The 15318-nt window shown below is 70.8% G+C and carries 12 protein-coding genes and 1 riboswitch; of the genes, 10 read left to right on the plus strand and 2 right to left on the minus strand.

What is annotated here, in order from left to right; translation table 11 throughout:
* The gene (locus AC07VX_RS02160; RefSeq protein WP_493163369.1) at nucleotides 1–1017 is read left to right on the plus strand and encodes an alpha/beta fold hydrolase; all 1017 of its coding nucleotides are present in this window, start codon (nucleotides 1–3) and stop codon (nucleotides 1015–1017) included.
* A gap of 12 nt (nucleotides 1018–1029) precedes the next feature.
* Here the strand turns inward: AC07VX_RS02160 and AC07VX_RS02165 are convergent, their stop codons facing one another.
* Nucleotides 1030–3927, minus strand: coding sequence for an adenosylcobalamin-dependent ribonucleoside-diphosphate reductase (locus tag AC07VX_RS02165; RefSeq protein ID WP_493163368.1), 2898 nt, complete (start codon nucleotides 3925–3927; stop codon nucleotides 1030–1032).
* Between the two features lie 158 nt (nucleotides 3928–4085).
* The gene (locus tag AC07VX_RS02170; RefSeq protein ID WP_493163367.1) at nucleotides 4086–4655 is read right to left on the minus strand and encodes a DUF1134 domain-containing protein; all 570 of its coding nucleotides are present in this window, start codon (nucleotides 4653–4655) and stop codon (nucleotides 4086–4088) included.
* Nucleotides 4656–4756: 101 nt separating this feature from the next.
* Here AC07VX_RS02170 and AC07VX_RS02175 point away from each other — a divergent pair, with 101 nt between their 5' ends.
* The 9 genes from AC07VX_RS02175 (at nucleotide 4757) to AC07VX_RS02215 (ending at nucleotide 15238) form a co-directional block, all read left to right on the plus strand.
* Nucleotides 4757–5188 carry a hypothetical protein gene (locus tag AC07VX_RS02175; RefSeq protein WP_493163366.1) on the plus strand — a complete coding sequence of 144 codons (432 nt, stop codon included), beginning with the start codon at nucleotides 4757–4759 and terminating at the stop codon, nucleotides 5186–5188.
* Nucleotides 5189–5201: 13 nt separating this feature from the next.
* Entirely contained in the window at nucleotides 5202–5585 is a 384-nt protein-coding gene (locus AC07VX_RS02180; RefSeq protein ID WP_493183872.1) for a PilZ domain-containing protein, read from the plus strand.
* 111 nt (nucleotides 5586–5696) lie between these two features.
* Nucleotides 5697–6794 carry a sensor histidine kinase gene (locus AC07VX_RS02185; RefSeq protein ID WP_493163365.1) on the plus strand — a complete coding sequence of 366 codons (1098 nt, stop codon included), beginning with the start codon at nucleotides 5697–5699 and terminating at the stop codon, nucleotides 6792–6794.
* Nucleotides 6791–7837: a histidine kinase gene (locus AC07VX_RS02190; RefSeq protein WP_493163364.1), complete on the plus strand. Its 1047-nt coding sequence runs from the start codon at nucleotides 6791–6793 to the stop codon at nucleotides 7835–7837. Before AC07VX_RS02185 ends, AC07VX_RS02190 begins: the two co-directional genes overlap by 4 nt.
* On the plus strand, nucleotides 7834–8604 hold the full coding sequence (locus AC07VX_RS02195) for a LytR/AlgR family response regulator transcription factor (protein ID WP_493163363.1): 771 nt from the start codon (nucleotides 7834–7836) through the stop codon (nucleotides 8602–8604). The genes AC07VX_RS02190 and AC07VX_RS02195 overlap by 4 nt, the downstream gene beginning before the upstream one ends.
* 26 nt (nucleotides 8605–8630) lie before the next feature.
* The gene (locus tag AC07VX_RS02200; protein ID WP_493163362.1) at nucleotides 8631–9725 is read left to right on the plus strand and encodes a lipase family alpha/beta hydrolase; all 1095 of its coding nucleotides are present in this window, start codon (nucleotides 8631–8633) and stop codon (nucleotides 9723–9725) included.
* Between the two features lie 45 nt (nucleotides 9726–9770).
* Nucleotides 9771–10832: a cupin-like domain-containing protein gene (locus tag AC07VX_RS02205; protein ID WP_493163361.1), complete on the plus strand. Its 1062-nt coding sequence runs from the start codon at nucleotides 9771–9773 to the stop codon at nucleotides 10830–10832.
* A gap of 74 nt (nucleotides 10833–10906) precedes the next feature.
* Nucleotides 10907–13111 carry a molybdopterin-dependent oxidoreductase gene (locus AC07VX_RS02210; protein ID WP_493163360.1) on the plus strand — a complete coding sequence of 735 codons (2205 nt, stop codon included), beginning with the start codon at nucleotides 10907–10909 and terminating at the stop codon, nucleotides 13109–13111.
* A 165-nt stretch (nucleotides 13112–13276) separates the two neighbouring features.
* Nucleotides 13277–13372: riboswitch (cyclic di-GMP riboswitch) on the plus strand.
* A gap of 60 nt (nucleotides 13373–13432) precedes the next feature.
* Nucleotides 13433–15238, plus strand: coding sequence for a S53 family peptidase (locus tag AC07VX_RS02215; RefSeq protein WP_493163359.1), 1806 nt, complete (start codon nucleotides 13433–13435; stop codon nucleotides 15236–15238).
* The last annotated feature ends 80 nt before the right edge of the window (nucleotides 15239–15318 follow it).

Here is a 15318-nt window from a genome sequence, read left to right on the forward strand (position 1 = left end):
ATGCATCAACTCGCTCGCTGGACAGCGCAGTCGGCTCTCTTGCTGGCATCGGTCGGACTGGCATTCGCGCAGGTCGCTGGCGAATCGGGGTCAACCGATCGCTACGTCGCCTCGGCCGACGGACGCATCTACTACCGGACCGCCGGACAGGCCCCTGGGCTGCCCGTCGTCCTTGTGCCCGGCGGCCCAGGTGGCAGCCACACATCCTTCATGCCCTGGTTCTCGCGCCTCGAGGACGACCGCACCGTCGTCTACTTCGACAACATCGGGCGCGGCCGGTCCGACCGGCTTCCACCGGGACGCAAGCATTCGGTTGCCCGAGATGCAGACGACATCGAGGCATTGCGCCGCGCGCTCAACGCAGCGCGCATCGTGCTGCTGGGCAACAGCTACGGGGCGCTTCCGGCCATTGAATACGCGCTGCAGCACCCGGAGCGCGTGGCCTGCCTCGTCCTCAGCGCCGGGATGCACAGCGATGCGTCTTTCCAGGCGCATATCGACTCGCTCAATCGGAGCATCGCCGCCCAGTTCCCCGAACACTGGGACAGGTTGCAGAAGATGACGTCGGCCGGCGTGCTCAGTGGCAGTGCGGCGTATCAGGCGCTTTATGGCGAGGTTGCCGACAACGTGTGCTGGTTTGATCCGCGCAATGCCGCCAGGCGCTGGCGCTCGCCCGACTCTCGCGATCGCTTCGACGCCAGCGTGTATGCGGCCTTCATGGGGCCGGATTCGGAGCACAGCGTGGGGGGCACGCTCAAGGGCTACGACCCGCGGCCACGCATGCAGGCGCTGCAGATGCCGACCCTGGTGATGACGGGGCGGAGGGACATCGTGGCGACCCCTCGCATCGCTGCAGAGACTGCGGCGGCATTCGCCCCCGGGATCGCGCGCCTGGTCATCCTCGAAGAAGCAGGCCATCGTCCGTTCATCGAACAGACCGACGCCTACTTCTCGGAGATCACTCGGTTCCTGGCCACGAATCCCGCCTGCAGCCCGAGAACGCCAATGGCGCCCTGAGCCCCGCCTCGCTCAGCCGCACTGCCCCACATAGCCGCAGGCGGTGCAGAAATCGCAGCCGTCCTTGTGGATCATGGTCGCGTTGCCGCAATCCGGGCAGGGTTTGCCGGCCTGGACCTGCAGCGTGCCGGCCGGCGCGCCGAGCTTGGGCGCCGGCGTCTGCAGCAGGCCCATGTCCGTGAGCGGCTGGCCTTCCTCGTCGAGGATGCCCAGCATCGCGTAGCGGTGGATGACGAGTCGCGCCACGTAGGCCACCGTCGACGGCCAGATCTGCTGACGGCGCTCGCCGTTCAGTGACGGCACCGGCGCCATGAAGTGGCCCAGAGGCTCGCCGACATTGAGCAGCTTGCGCAGCTTCATCGCGATCCAGCCGGGGTCCATCACGCGCATGTCCAGGCTCAACAGCCGTGCCAGACCGTCCAGCGCCTTGGGGTAGTTGCCCGAGAAGCCCATCGCGCAGGGGCGTGTGACGGCGCCGCCGTCCGGCGTGGGCAATACCACTTCCTTCAGCGTCAGCGTGAACTGCTCGTTGGTGGCCGGGTTGTCGACGTCCACGGCCCAGGCCAACGTGCCGGACACGCTGGTGCGCGGCTCGTTGCGACTGAACATGGCATCCACCACCGGCGTCGGGCCGCCCTCGCCGAGCGCGCCGAGCTGCTCGCAGCGCCAGCGGATGACGGCGGCCGTCGCGGCGACGACACCGGGGAAGAGGCGCTTCTCGCCGCTGGGCGGCATGGCCATCTCGAAGGCACGTTCCTCGGCCACGGTGGCCAGCGCGTCGAGCTTCAGGCGCAGCCAGGCCGCGTCGTTGGTGCGCAGGTCGGTGGACAGGGTCTTGGCCAGCGCCGACAGGCCGCGCGGCTGCTCGGCACCGTTCACCCACACCTCGAAGGGCAGGTTGCGGCCGAACAGGCCAGCGTCGGGGCCTTCCAGCGGCAGCTCGCCGATGAAGAGGGCGAAGTCGCCGTGGGGATGCTGGATCAGGTAGCTCCAGGCCGGATTGCCGCCGGGCATCTCGGGCCGGCTGGGCCAGCGCAGCGAGGCCACCACCGCGTTGGGCAGGCGCTCCACCTTGAGGCGCTGGTTGGTGCCGTCCACTTCCGCCCGCAGCGGCTCGGGCTGCTTCACTTCCGGCGTGACGCTGAGCACCGAGCCCAGCACGCTGTTGGGCCGGTAGGTGGCCAGGCCCTTGAGCTTGCTCTGCCAGGCCTGCACGTACAGGTCCTGGAAGTCCTCATACGGGTAGTCGGCCGGCACGTTGACCGTCTTGCTGATGGACGTGTCGATGTAGGGCGCCACGGCGGCCACCATGCTGGCGTGGTCGGCCGCGCTCAGCTCCAGCGCGGTGACGAAGGCCTCGGAGAGTGGCGCATCGGTGCCGAACAGGTGGCGGTACAAGCGCCAGGCATGGTCTTCGACCTGGTACTCCTTGAAGCCGCCGCCTTCGGCCTGCGACAGGCGCTTCTTGCGCGTGTAGGCCCACGAGAACGCCGGCTCGATGCCGTTGCTCGCGTTGTCGGCAAAGGCCAGGCTGATGGTGCCGGTGGGCGCGATGGACAGCAGGTGCGAGTTGCGCAGCCCCTGGGCGCGGATCTTGTCCTTCAGCCCCTGCGGCAGACGCGAGGCGAAGCTGCCGCCCGAGAGGTAGAGGTCGGCGTTGAACAGCGGGAAGCTGCCGCGCTCGGCGGCGAGGTCGCTGCTGGCCGCGTAGGCCGCGTCGCGCATGACCTCGCTGATGTGGCTGGCCATGTCGCGCGCTTCGCTGCTGTCGTAGCGCAGGTTGAGCATGACGAGGGCGTCGCCCAGGCCCGTGAAGCCCAGGCCCACGCGGCGCTTGTTGCCGGCCTCCTGGGCCTGCGCGGGCAGGGGCCAGGGCGTCACGTCGAGCACGTTGTCCAGCATGCGCGTGGCAACGGAAACGACCTCGGCGAACCCGGCCTCGTCGAAAACCGGCCTGGCGCTGAAGGGGTCCTGCACGAAGCGCGTCAGGTCGATGGAGCCCAGGCAGCAGCAGCCATAAGGCGGCAGCGGCTGCTCGGCGCAGGGGTTGGTCGCCGCGATGGTTTCGCAGTAGTGCAGGTTGTTGTCGCTGTTGATGCGATCCAGGAACAGCACGCCCGGCTCGGCGTGGTCGTAGGTGGAGCGCATGACCTGGTCCCACAGCTCGCGGGCGCGCACCTTGCGGTAGACCCACTGGCCGTCGCCGCGCTGGTAGGCGCCGGCCTCGATCTGCTCGGCGCTGGGCTGGGCCTTGTGCGCCAGCTCGACCAGGCCGTCGGCCTGCACGGCCTCCATGAAGGCGTCGGTCACGCCAATGGAGATGTTGAAGTTGCGCAGATCGCCCTGATCCTTGGCGTGGATGAACTGCTCGATGTCGGGGTGGTCGCAGCGCAGCACGCCCATCTGTGCGCCACGGCGGCTGCCGGCGCTCTCCACCGTCTCGCAGCTGCGGTCGAACACACGCATGTAGCTGATGGGGCCGGAAGCGTGGCTGCGGGTGGAGCCCACCCAGGCGCCGGCGGGGCGGATGCGGCTGAAGTCGTAGCCCACGCCGCCGCCGCGGCGCATGGTCTCGGCGGCTTCGGTCAGCGCCGTGTAGATGCCGGGCACGCCGTCCTCGGCCGTGGCGATGGAGTCGCCCACGGGCTGCACGAAGCAGTTGATGAGGGTGGCCGACAGCTCGGTGCCGGCGGCCGACATGATGCGGCCAGCCGGCACGAAGCCGCGCTGCTGGGCGTCGAGGAAGGCGGCCGCCCATTTGGCGCGCTCGGCCGGCTTCTCGGCCTGGGCCAGCGCACGGGCCACGCGCTCGCGCAACTCGTCGGGCGTCTGCTCGCCGCCCTTGGCGTATTTCTCGATGAGGACTTCGCTGGAGATGTCCTGCACGGGCAGGTCGATGGTGCTGCTCACATTGGGCCTCGATACTGGATGAAAAAACAGTCTACGCCGTGCCGGCGCGGGCCGTCTTGAATTTTTCCGATGGACTCGGACATGAGGTGCGGAGCCTGCCAGCCGCCGCGTGCACGAACCTTGACGGCCCTCAGACTCGGGCCATTCAGGCAAGCCGTTCAGAACGGATTGATGCTCTTCTCGCGCCGGTAATGGATGTAGCCGACGCTAGCGCCCGCGCGCAGACCCACCCCGAGGCGGATGGGCGCCAGCGTGATGCCCTTGAGGCGCTGGTAATTGATGCCTGCACCGCCGATGTAGTAGAGGCTGCCATCCACGCCGGGGAAGCGCTGGTAGATCGCGCTGACCTTGGGCAGGTGATAAACCAGCGTGAAGACCTTGGACGCATTGGCGCCCAGGTCGAAGCCGATGGACGGACCCGCCCAGTAGACCTTGGCCGAGCCGCCGCCCTTCATCAGCAGTTCGCCGTTGCCGTAGCGCAGGCCGACGGTGATGGCGGCGCCGGCCTCCTCGCCGCGGATGTAGGCATTGGGCCGCCCCTGCTCCTTGAAGGCCTTCTCGATGACCTTGGCCAGGCCTTCGGTGGTCTGGCCGAAGAAATCGGTTGCAGCCTTGACGATGGAATCCTCGTCATAGGTGGCGTCCTTGTCGTCGGCCGCCATGGTGGGAAGGCTGGTGGCGGCAGCCAGGGCGGCCAGGTGTTGCAGATGCAGGCGGCGGTCGATCATCGGGACCCTCCTCGGGACATTCCTTGAGCAGCCCAGCATAAACAATGCAGTGTGAAGTTTGGCCGCACGTTGCCCCTGTACACAACCTAGACTCTTCTGCCATGTCCAACCCCGACCTGCAGCGGCTCTCGGCCGCCCTCGAATACGTCGACCTCGCCGCCGGGCTCTACCTGGCGGGCGGCGCCGACCAGGCCGCGCGCCTGCTGGCCGCCGCCGCCGAGCAGCAGCTGGGTGACCTCGTGCAGTTGATCGACGCCCCCAGCGCGACGGTGGACACGCGCGAGCTGCTGGCGCGCATCGCCCGGGCGCACCGGCCGGCCGTCGTCGCGCCCCGCCAGGCGCCCGAGCGCGACTGGGACGGCGAGCCCGTGGAAACCGACGCCACGCGCGACGAGATCGTGGCCTACCTGCGCGCCGCCTGGTTCATGCTCGAAGCCATGGGCCTGGCCTCCCTGGCCCCCGAGCGGCTGCAGCAGGCCGTAGACCACAGCACCGTCTTCAGCGGCGGCGGCTCGCTGGAGCCCTTCCTTTAGCCGGGAGCCCATCATCAGCACCGAACGCCGCCAATTCGCCCGCGTCGCCTTCGCTTGCGGCGCCGAGCTGATCACGACCCAGGCCCACCTGCGCTGCCAGGTGATCGACATCTCGCTCAAGGGCGTGCTGCTGCAGCTGCCGGCGGGCCCGACGCCCCAGGCCGGCATGCCCTGCCTCGTCAAGCTGCCCCTCGGCGCGGGCAAGCCGGGCGACATCGTCATCGCGATGGCCGGCGAGCTGGCCCATATCGAGCATGGCCACGCTGGCGTGCTCTGCCGCAGCATCGACCTGGAATCCATCACCCATCTGCGCCGCCTCATTGAGGTCAACCTGGGTGACCCGGCGGCCTCGGAGCGCGAACTCAAGGCGCTGATTGCCGCGGCCGGCATCGGCTGACGCCGTCACCGGCCCCATTTGTCGAGCCGTCCATATCCGGCTTGGCGCCGGTTATGGGCGGTTTCGTCGCATGCCGCACCGGGCGGCGGCAGCCCGCAGAGAATGACTCCGATGGAGGACCTCCGCCCGCTGCAAGCCTTTCGCCGCGTCTGCAACATGCGCATGCTGGCCGGCGTCTATTACTTCTGCCTGCTGTATGCCATCTCGCGCGCGCTGAGCTGGTACGGCGAAGGAGATGGCGGCCTGCGCGACGCCCTCTTCGACCTGGTCCGCTTCAGCCGCCAATGCCTGCTGACCGGGATCTCGCTGATGCTGATGGTGGGCCTGGCGGAAGCCCTGCAGGCCGGCCGGCGCCTGCGACTGCCGGCCGCGCTGACGGTGCAGGCGGGTGCGGTAGGCCTCGGCGCCGCTCTCGGCACCTGGCTGCGCTATGCCGTGGCGGCGCTGGACGACCCCGGCATGCAGGTCAAGCCGGGCTGGGCCGTGTCCACCATCGCGCTGTGGGCCCTGCTCGGCGGCATGGCCTATGCACTGCTGCTCGTCAGCCGCGCCCAGCGCGAAGGCCGCGAACAGCTCACCCGCCTGTTCCGCGAGCGCGAGGCTCTCAAGACCCAGCAGACCGAGGCCCAGCTGTCGGCGCTGAACGCCCAGATCGAGCCGCATTTCCTGTTCAACACGCTGGCCAACGTCAAGCGCCTGTACGAGACGCAGCCCGAGCGCGGCCGCGACATGCTGGTGGCCCTGATCGCCTATCTGCGCGCGGCCTTGCCCGGCATGCGCCGGCATGAATCGACCCTCGCCGACGAGCTGGAGCTGGTGCGCCACTACCTCGCCATCCTGCAGATGCGCATGGGCGAGCGCCTGTCCTTCGACATCGCCGCGCCGCCGGAGCTGCTGCAGGCGCGCCTGCCGACCCTGGTGCTGCCGACCCTGGTCGAGAACGCCATCAAGCACGGCCTGTCGCCGCTGCCCGAGGGCGGCCGCATCGAGATTCGCGCCGGCCATGCCGCCGACGGCGGGCTCAGCATCGAGGTGGCCGACAACGGCCAGGGCTTCGGCGCGGCCAGCGGCGGCGCAGGCGTGGGCCTGGCCAACACGCGGGCCCGCCTCGCCGCCCACTTCGGTGACACGGCCGCGCTGGAGCTGGAGGCTGCACAGCCGCACGGCGTCGTCGCCCGCGTGCTGCTGCCGGCTGAGGCGCTCGCATGATCGGCCACGTCCTGCGCGCCTGGCGCTCGCTGAGCCTGAACGAAGCCCTGGTCTTCGTCAGCGCGGCCCTGCTGTTCGGTGCCATCGACCTGACCTCGCTGCTGGAGCTGCGCGTCGGCGACCAGCTGCCCCAGGTGCTGGCCCGCCACCTGAGCCTGCCCCTGGTCAGCTGCGCCGTGCTGCTTCTGTGCTGGCTGCCCGCCGCGCGCAGCAGCGCCATCCATCCGCACCGGCGCCAGCGCCTCGTTGCGGCGACGCTGATCGGCTCGGTGCTGGCGATGGCCGTCATCTACCCGCTGGCTGCCGCCCTGCCCTGGCCGTCGCTGTGCGACATCTACGCCCAGACCCACGGCAAGCCCAGGTGCTCGATGTTCCGCATGACCGCCGTCATCGGCGACGCGTTGTGGGTCTTCATGCCCGCGCTGATGATCGTCGGGGTGCTCGAGTTCCGCAGCCTGCGCCGGCGCCAGGACCAGGCGGCCCAGGATCTGCTGCGCGAGCACAGCCAGCTGCGCCGCCACGCGCTGGCCGCGCGCCTGGCCGCCCTGCAGGCGCAGGTCGACCCGACCCTGCTGTTCGACGCCCTCGTCTCGGTCGAGCAGGCCTACGGTCGCCACGACCCGACGGCCAGCGCCCGGCTGGAGCGGCTCATCCGCCACCTGCGCGTGGCCCTGCCGCGCCTGCGCGATGCCGGCGCCACGCTCGGCGGCGAGGCCGAGCTGATCGCCAGCTACCTGGACCTGCTGCGCGACCTCAACGGCGCGCCGCCGGCCTTCGACTGCGAACTCGGCTCGCGCGGCGCCACGCCGCTGCCGCCTATGCTGCTGCTGCCGCTGGTGCAGCGCGCCGTCAGGCTGGGCCACCCCGGGCGCTGTTGGCTGCGCGCCGACCGCGGCATCACGCTGGGCTTCGACGAGGAAGGTCTGTGCTGCGATGACGACGACCTCGTCTCGCTGCGCGAGCGCCTGGCCGTGCTGGACGCGAAGCTGGTCTGCCACAGCGGCAGCGGCCGCACCGAATTCACCCTGGAACTGCCGTCATGAGCCTGATCGCGCCAACGGCGGTGGTCGCCGAAGACGAGGCCGCGCTGCGCGGAGAACTGGTCGAGCAACTGGGCAGGCTGTGGCCCGAGCTCAGCATCGTCGGCGAGGCCGCCGACGGCCTGGAAGCACTGCGCCTGCTGGACCAGCACCAGCCCGACATCCTCTTCCTCGACATCGAGATGCCCGGCGCCACCGGCATCGACGTGGCGCGGCAGGTGGGCGGCCGCGCCCACGTCGTCTTCGTGACTGCCTACGACCAGTACGCCATCGCCGCCTTCGACCAGGGCGCCGTGGACTACCTGCTCAAGCCGCTGGCCGGCGCGCGCCTGTTCACGGCCATCTCGCGGCTGAAGGCGCGGCTGGGCCAGGCGCCCGCGCCGCTGGGCGGCGTGCTGGACCAGCTCGGCACCCGTCCCTCGGCCGCGCCATCGGCCGCGCGCGCACCGCTGCGCTGGATCAACGCCTCGGTGGGCCAGACGCTGCGACTCATCACCGTCGACGAGGTCATGTTCTTCCAGAGCGACAACAAATACACGCGGCTGGGGTTGAAGGACGGCGAGGCGCTGATCCGCAAGCCGCTGAAGGAGCTCATCGACGAGCTCGACCCGCAGCAGTTCTGGCAGATCCACCGCTCCACGCTGGTCAACGTGAACGCCATCGCCAGCGTCAGCCGCGACTTCCGCGGCCGCATGCAGATCAAGCTCAAGCACGGCAGCGAGATGCTGCTGGTGGCGGAAAGCTGCGCGCACCTGTTCCGGCAGATGTAGTCACGCATTGCGGGCATGATGGGCCGATGCCCAGCCCCCAGCAGCTCCGCGGCGCCAGCCGCCTCGCCGTCGATGCCACCACCGGCGTCGCCAATCTCGTCGAGGCCATGCATGCCGAGATCGCGCGGCTGCCGCTGACGGCGCCGCGCCAGCGCACCTCGGGCATCACCGGCCTCGTCTATCGCAGCGTGCGCGGCGTGACCCAGCTCGTCGGCGGCGGCCTGGACCTGGCGCTGGGCGCGCTCACGCCGCTGCTCGGCCAGGCCGAGGCCGACCGCGCCAATGCCGTGCAGGCGGCCTTGAACGGCGTGCTCGGCGACTACCTCGAAGACACCGCCAACCCGCTGGCCACGCCCATGAGCCTGCGCCCGCTGGTGGACGGCGCCAGCGGACCCGCCCTCGTGATGCTGCACGGCCTGTGCATGAACGAAGCGCAGTGGCGCCGCCATCCCGACAAGGAAAGCGCCGACTTCCCCGCCGCCCTGGCCAGGCTGGGCTATCAGCCGCTGGGCCTGCGCTACAACTCCGGCCGCGCCATCTGGCGCAACGGCGCCGAACTGGCGCGGCTGCTGGACAAGGTTCCCGGCCCCATCACTCTGCTGGGGCACAGCATGGGCGGCCTGGTGGCGCGCAGCGCCATCGCCCAGGCCAGGCAGCGGCGCTGGCTGCGGCGGCTGCGCTGCCTCGTCACGCTGGGCACACCGCACCAGGGCGCGCCGCTGGAACGCGGCGGCCAGCAACTGCAGCAGCTGCTGGCCTTCAGCGCCTACTCGCGCCCGCTGGCCCTGCTGGCCGCGCGACGCAGCGCCGGCATCCGCGACCTGCGCCACGCCAGCCTGCTCGAAGCCGACGCCGGCCGCGCCAGCCAGCTGCCGCTGCCCGAGGGCGTGGCCTGCTACGCCGTGGCCGCCACCACGTCGAAGAAACCCACCGGAACGCCGGCCCGCTGGCTGGGCGACGGCCTCGTGCCGGTGGCCAGCGCGCTCGGCCAGCACCGCTCGCCGGCGCGGCGCCTGGCCTTCACCGACACCGCCCTCTTCACCGGCCTGGGCCACCTCGGCCTGCAGACCGATGCGGCCGTGCTGAAGCAATTGGAGGGATGGCTGCGCCACCCGGCCTGACACCACAATCGGCGCTCGCCGGACCACTCCCTGCCCCGCCGCGCCATGCCCCTCGCCCCGCTCAAGCCTCCGCCCCTGCCGCGCCCGGCGGCCCTGCTGGACCTGACGCCCGACTGGCTGCAATGGCTGGCCGAGAACCGCCTGTGGGACTGCTCGCCCACCTCCATGCTCGACACCATGGTGGCCGCCGGCCAGGACGTGGAGCGCAGCACCGCCGCCATTGCGCAGATCGACCACGACCCCGTCTTCCAGGCCGCGCGCCGCCACCAGCAGATGCTGCGCAAGCTGGAGTCGGTCTGCGCCAACCTGCAGCAGGTATGGCAGCAGGCGCCGGGTCATGCCGTCATCGAGAGGCGCCGCGGCGTGGGGCGCGAGGAGTTCCTGGAGAAGTACGTCCACTGCTGCCGGCCGGTCGTGCTGACCGACGTGGCCGAGGACTGGCCGGCCATGCACCGCTGGTCGCCCGCCGACCTGGTCGCGCGCTTCGGCCACCTGGACGTCGACGTGCAGGTGGGCCGCAACGGCGACGCCCTGTTCGAGCAGAACAAGACCACGCTGCGCCAGCGCATGAAGGTCGCCGAGTTCGTCGACCTGGTCGTCAGCGGCGGCGCCACCAACGACCACTACCTGACGGCCAACGACGAGATGCTGCGCCGCCCCGAGTTCCTGCCGCTGCTGCAGGACATCGGCCGCATGCCGCCCGTCTGCGACCCGGCGCTGCTGCACACCGCGGCATCCTTCTGGTTCGGCCCGGCCGGCACGCGCACGCCGCTGCACCACGACACGCTGATGCTGTTCCACACGCAAGTCGTCGGCCGCAAGCGCTGGCGCTTCGTGTCGCCGCTGCAGACGCCGCTGCTCTACAACCGCATGGGCGTCTACAGCCCCATCGACCTGGACGCACCCGACTTCGCCCGCTACCCGCGGCTGCGCGAGGCCGTCGTGCTGGAGACGGTGCTGGAGCCCGGCGACACGCTGTTCCTGCCGCTGGGCTGGTGGCATCAGGTGGCGTCGCTGGAGATGAGCATGTCATTCAGCTACACCAACTTCGACGCCGGCGTGCCCAACGAGTTCGGCTATGTGAACCCGAGCATCGGCAACTGGTGAGCATCCTGTCGCCGGATTGACGCCGGCGCCGCTTCGGCACCCGCAGAATCGCGCGCCAAACGAAGGAGACAGCCATGCCCGAGAGCCACTACCGCATCTGCCCGCTGTGCGAGGCCTGTTGCGGCCTGGAGGTGAAGACCGAAGGCGCCAAGGTCATCGCCATCCGCGGCGCCGAGAACGACGTCTTCAGCCACGGCTACCTGTGCCCCAAGGGCGTGAGCCTGAAAGACCTGCACGAAGACCCCGACCGCCTGCGCACGCCGCTGATCAAGCGTGACGGCGTCTTCGTCGAGGCCAGCTGGGACGAGGCCTTCGCCGAGATCGAGCGCCGCCTGCTACCGATCTGGCGCGAGCAAGGCCCCGACTCGGTGGGCCTGACCATCGGCAACCCGGCCGCGCACAAGGTCAGCCTGCTGGCCTACACGCCGCGCCTGGTGCGCGCGCTCGGCACCCGCAACGCCTTCAGCGCCTCCACGCTGGACCAGATGCCCAAGCAGCTCAGCGCCGGCCTGATGTTCGGCCACTGGCTCTCCATCCCCCTGCCCGACATCGAGCGCTGCGACTATCTACTCATCCTCGGCGGCAACCCGATGGTGAGCAACGGCAGCCTGTGGACCGTGCCCGACTACCGCGGCAAGGCCAAGGCCATGCGGGCGCGCGGCGGCCGCATCGTCGTCGTCGACCCGCGCCGCAGCGAGACGGCCGCGGCGGCCGACGAGCACCTGGCCATCCGCCCCGGCGGCGACGCGCTGCTGCTGGCAGGCATCGCCCACACGCTGTTCGCCGAGAACCTCGTCAAGCTGGGCCGGCTTGAGGCCCACGTCAACGGCCTGGAAGAAGCCCGCGCCGCCGTCGCACCCTTCGCGCCCGAAGTGACGGCCGCCGGCTGCGGCATCCCGGCCGAGACGCAGCGCCGCATCGCCCGCGAGATCGCCAGCGCGCCGCGCGCCGCCGTCTATGGCCGCATCGGCACCTGCACGACCCGCTTCGGCACCGTCAACTCCTGGCTGGTGGACCTCATCAACGTGCTGACCGGCAACCTCGACCGCGAAGGCGGCGCGATGTTCGCCAAGGCCGCCGCCTTTGCGCCCAACACGCAAGGCAAGCCGGCTAGCGGCAAAGGCATCACGACCGGCCGGCGCAAGAGCCGCGTGTCCGGCGCGCCAGAGGTCTTCGGCGAGCTGCCCATCACGGTGATGGCCGAGGAAATCGAGACGGCGGGTGAAGGCCAGATCAAGGCCCTCATCACCGTGGCCAGCAACCCGGTGCTGTCGGCCCCCGGCGGCCCACGCATCGCCCGGGCCCTGGACCGGCTCGACTTCATGCTGAGCCTGGACATCTACGTCAACGAGACGACCCGCCACGCCGACGTCATCCTGCCCGGCCTCTCGCCGCTGGAAGACCTGCACTTCGACGTTGCATTCCCCCAGCTCAGCCACCGCAACCACGCACGCTTCTCTGGCCCGGTGTTCGATGCACCCGCCGGCACGCCGCAGGAATGGCAGACCATCCTGCGCCTGTGCGCCCTGCTCGAAGGCCGCGGCCTGGGGGTGGACGTGGGCCAGCTCGACGACGAGGCCATCGAGGCGGACGTGCGCCGCTTTGCCGGCGACCAGACGCCCGCCGTCCTCGCCGCGCTGCGACCCTGGCGTGGCGTCGAGCGCCTCATCGACCTGCAGCTGCGCGTCGGCCCCTATGGCGACCAGTTCGGCCGCAGGCCGGATGGCCTGAACCTCGCCAAGGTCCGCGCGGCCAGCACCGTCGAGGGCGGCGGCGTGGATCTCGGCGCCCTCACGCCGCGCATTCCCGAGGTGCTGCGCACGCCCAGCGGTCGCATCGAGCTCGCCCCGCCCTCGGTGCTGGCCGACCTGGCGCTGGTGAAGGCCGACCCCGCGCCCGAGTTCAGCCTCATCGGCCGGCGCGACACGCGCTCGGGCAACAGCTGGATGCACAACCTGCCCGTGCTGGCCAAGGGGCCGGAACGCTGCACGCTGCTGGTCAACCCCGGCGATGCCGATCGCCTGGGCCTGACCGAATTCGCCAAGGTCAGGAGCGCCGTGGGCGAGCTGATCGCCCGCGTCGAGCGCAGCGCCGACATGAGCCCCGGCGTCGTGAGCCTGCCGCATGGCTGGGGGCACGACCTTGACGGCGTACAGCTCGGCGTGGCGCGCGAACGGCCGGGCGTGAACATGAACGCGCTGCTGGACGACGCGGCCCGCGACCCGCTGAGCGGCAACGCGGTGCTGTCCGGCATCGCCGTCGTCATCGAAGCGTCATGACGATTTGTATCGCCGGTGACACAAAGCAACCACACGGGAGACATGCGCGAAACCCAGACTGCCGGCAGCTCAAGACCACGCCGCCCGCCGCGGCAGAAGTCACGCACCGCCGCGCACCGGACGGTGCGTGCCGATGCCCCGGCACCTAGACTGACCCCGTTTCACCAACCCTGAGGGCAAACCCGTCGAAAGGCGGGGACGCAAAGCCACCGGCCTAACGCACTTGCAGCACGCAAGTGCCACGGCAGCGGGGCCGCCAAGACCGGCAGGTCTTGATCGGCGTGGCCCTCCGTTTCTCTACCTCTGCACGAGAACCCGGCCATGCGCAGTACCGCCCTCTCCTGGACCCTCAGCCTCATCACCGCCGCAGCCCTGACCGCCTGCGGCGGCGGCAGCGACAGCCCCACCGTCCAGGCCAGCGCGGCGCCCTCGGCCATCTCGCTGAGCGTCGAGCTCGGCGACGGCGCCGCGGCCAGCGCAGCAGCCGATGTTATCGCCCAGCCCAGCTTCCACACCGCTGCCGTCGACCTCGCCGAGCCCGACAACGGCCCCGCGCCGCACCGCGCCCTGGCCCTGTCCGGCCTGTCCACCAAGGGCCTGACGCGCGAGCGCCTGGACGACGCCCAGCGCCCCCATGCCCTCGCCTCGGGTGCCGGTGAAGCCGCCCCCATGGCCACGTCTACCGCCGTCACCGTCTACACGCCGGCGCAGATCCGCGCCGCCTATGGCCTGCCGGCCCTGCCCGCCAGCACCACCGGCCTGACCGCCGCGCAGGCCGCCCAGCTCGGCGCCGGCCAGACCGTCTACATCGTCAACGCCAAACACAACCCCAACACCGCCGCCGAGCTGGCCGCCTTCAACGCCAAGTTCGGCCTGCCCGGCTGCACGACGCGCACCCTCGCCGCCAACGCCAGCTTGCCGCTGGCCGCCGCGTCCACGAGCAGCTGCGAGCTGGTCGTCGCCTACAGCACGACGGCCGGCGCGCTCACCGCCACGGCCCCGGCCTACGACAGCGGCTGGGCCACCGAGATCGCGCTGGACGTGCAATGGGCCCATGCCACCGCGCCGCTGGCCCGCCTGGTTCTCATCGAGGCGCCGGACGCCGGCGTGGGCAGCCTGTCCAGGGCCGTCGCGCTGGCCAACAAGATGGGCGCGGGCGTCGTCTCCATGAGCTTCGGCGCCGCTGAGGGCAGCTGGACGACGAGCTACGACAGCAGCTTCTCCACCGCCGGCATGAGCTACCTCGCCGCCACCGGCGACAACGGCGCGGCGGTGTCCTGGCCCTCGGTGTCGAGCAAGGTCGTGGCCGTGGGCGGCACGACGCTGGCCTACAGCGGCAGCGGCGCCCGCAGCGAGACGACCTGGACCGGCACCGGCGGCGGCACCAGCGCCTATGTGGCCCTGCCCAGCTACCAGAGCGGCACCATCGGCGGCTACGCCAGGCGCGCCGTCGCCGACGTCGCCTTCAACGCCGACCCCAACTCCGGCCAGTACGTGGCCACCATCGCCCAGGGCTCGACGACCGTGCGCTGGGTCAGCGCCGGCGGCACCAGCCTGGCCACGCCGCAGTGGGCCGGCCTGCTGGCCGTGGCCAACGCGATGCGCGTGGCCTCGGCCAAGACCGTGCTCGGCCAACCGCATGCGGCGCTGTACCAGCAGATCGGCGCCGTGCCGACGCAGTACGCGGCCGCCTTCATGGACGTGTCCAGCGGCAGCAACGGCAGCTGCACGGCCTGCACCGCCAAGACCGGCTACGACACGCCCACCGGCTGGGGCACGCCCAATGCCAGCGCGCTGCTGACCAGCCTCAGCGGCGCCAGCGTCACGACGAGCAGCAGCACGACGACGACGACCAGCACCGGCCCGCAGCTCACCACCACCAGCCTGACAGGCACCGCCGGCAAGGCCTTCGCCGGCACCATCGGCTACAGCGCGCCGGGCGCGACCTCGCTGTCCATCTCCATCAGCGGCGCCCCCAGCGGCATGACGTTCTCGGCCACCAGCGCGGGCATCGCCGTCGGCTGGGCCAGCCCCGTGGCCGGCAGCAGCAGCCTCGTCATCACGCTGAAGGACAACCTGGGCCAAACCTCGACGGGCACGGTCACGGTGACGATCAGCGCGAGCTGAACTCGTGCCGGCCCCGCGCGGGCCGGCACGAGCCGACGATCCCCCTATGATGCGCGCCGCATTCAATGCGGCCCGCCACA

Source organism: Roseateles sp. GW821-FHT03B02 (genome assembly GCF_059421025.1).

Excerpts from the sequence above, each read along its gene's own strand:
- AC07VX_RS02160 (WP_493163369.1), top strand. The coding sequence starts at position 1 with ATGCATCAACTCGCTCGCTGGACAGCGCAGTCGGCTCTCTTGCTGGCA.
- AC07VX_RS02170 (WP_493163367.1), bottom strand. The coding sequence starts at position 4,655 with ATGATCGACCGCCGCCTGCATCTGCAACACCTGGCCGCCCTGGCTGCC.
- AC07VX_RS02175 (WP_493163366.1), top strand. The coding sequence starts at position 4,757 with ATGTCCAACCCCGACCTGCAGCGGCTCTCGGCCGCCCTCGAATACGTC.
- AC07VX_RS02185 (WP_493163365.1), top strand. The coding sequence starts at position 5,697 with ATGGAGGACCTCCGCCCGCTGCAAGCCTTTCGCCGCGTCTGCAACATG.
- AC07VX_RS02190 (WP_493163364.1), top strand. The coding sequence starts at position 6,791 with ATGATCGGCCACGTCCTGCGCGCCTGGCGCTCGCTGAGCCTGAACGAA.
- AC07VX_RS02195 (WP_493163363.1), top strand. The coding sequence starts at position 7,834 with ATGAGCCTGATCGCGCCAACGGCGGTGGTCGCCGAAGACGAGGCCGCG.
- AC07VX_RS02200 (WP_493163362.1), top strand. The coding sequence starts at position 8,631 with ATGCCCAGCCCCCAGCAGCTCCGCGGCGCCAGCCGCCTCGCCGTCGAT.
- AC07VX_RS02205 (WP_493163361.1), top strand. The coding sequence starts at position 9,771 with ATGCCCCTCGCCCCGCTCAAGCCTCCGCCCCTGCCGCGCCCGGCGGCC.
- AC07VX_RS02210 (WP_493163360.1), top strand. The coding sequence starts at position 10,907 with ATGCCCGAGAGCCACTACCGCATCTGCCCGCTGTGCGAGGCCTGTTGC.
- AC07VX_RS02215 (WP_493163359.1), top strand. The coding sequence starts at position 13,433 with ATGCGCAGTACCGCCCTCTCCTGGACCCTCAGCCTCATCACCGCCGCA.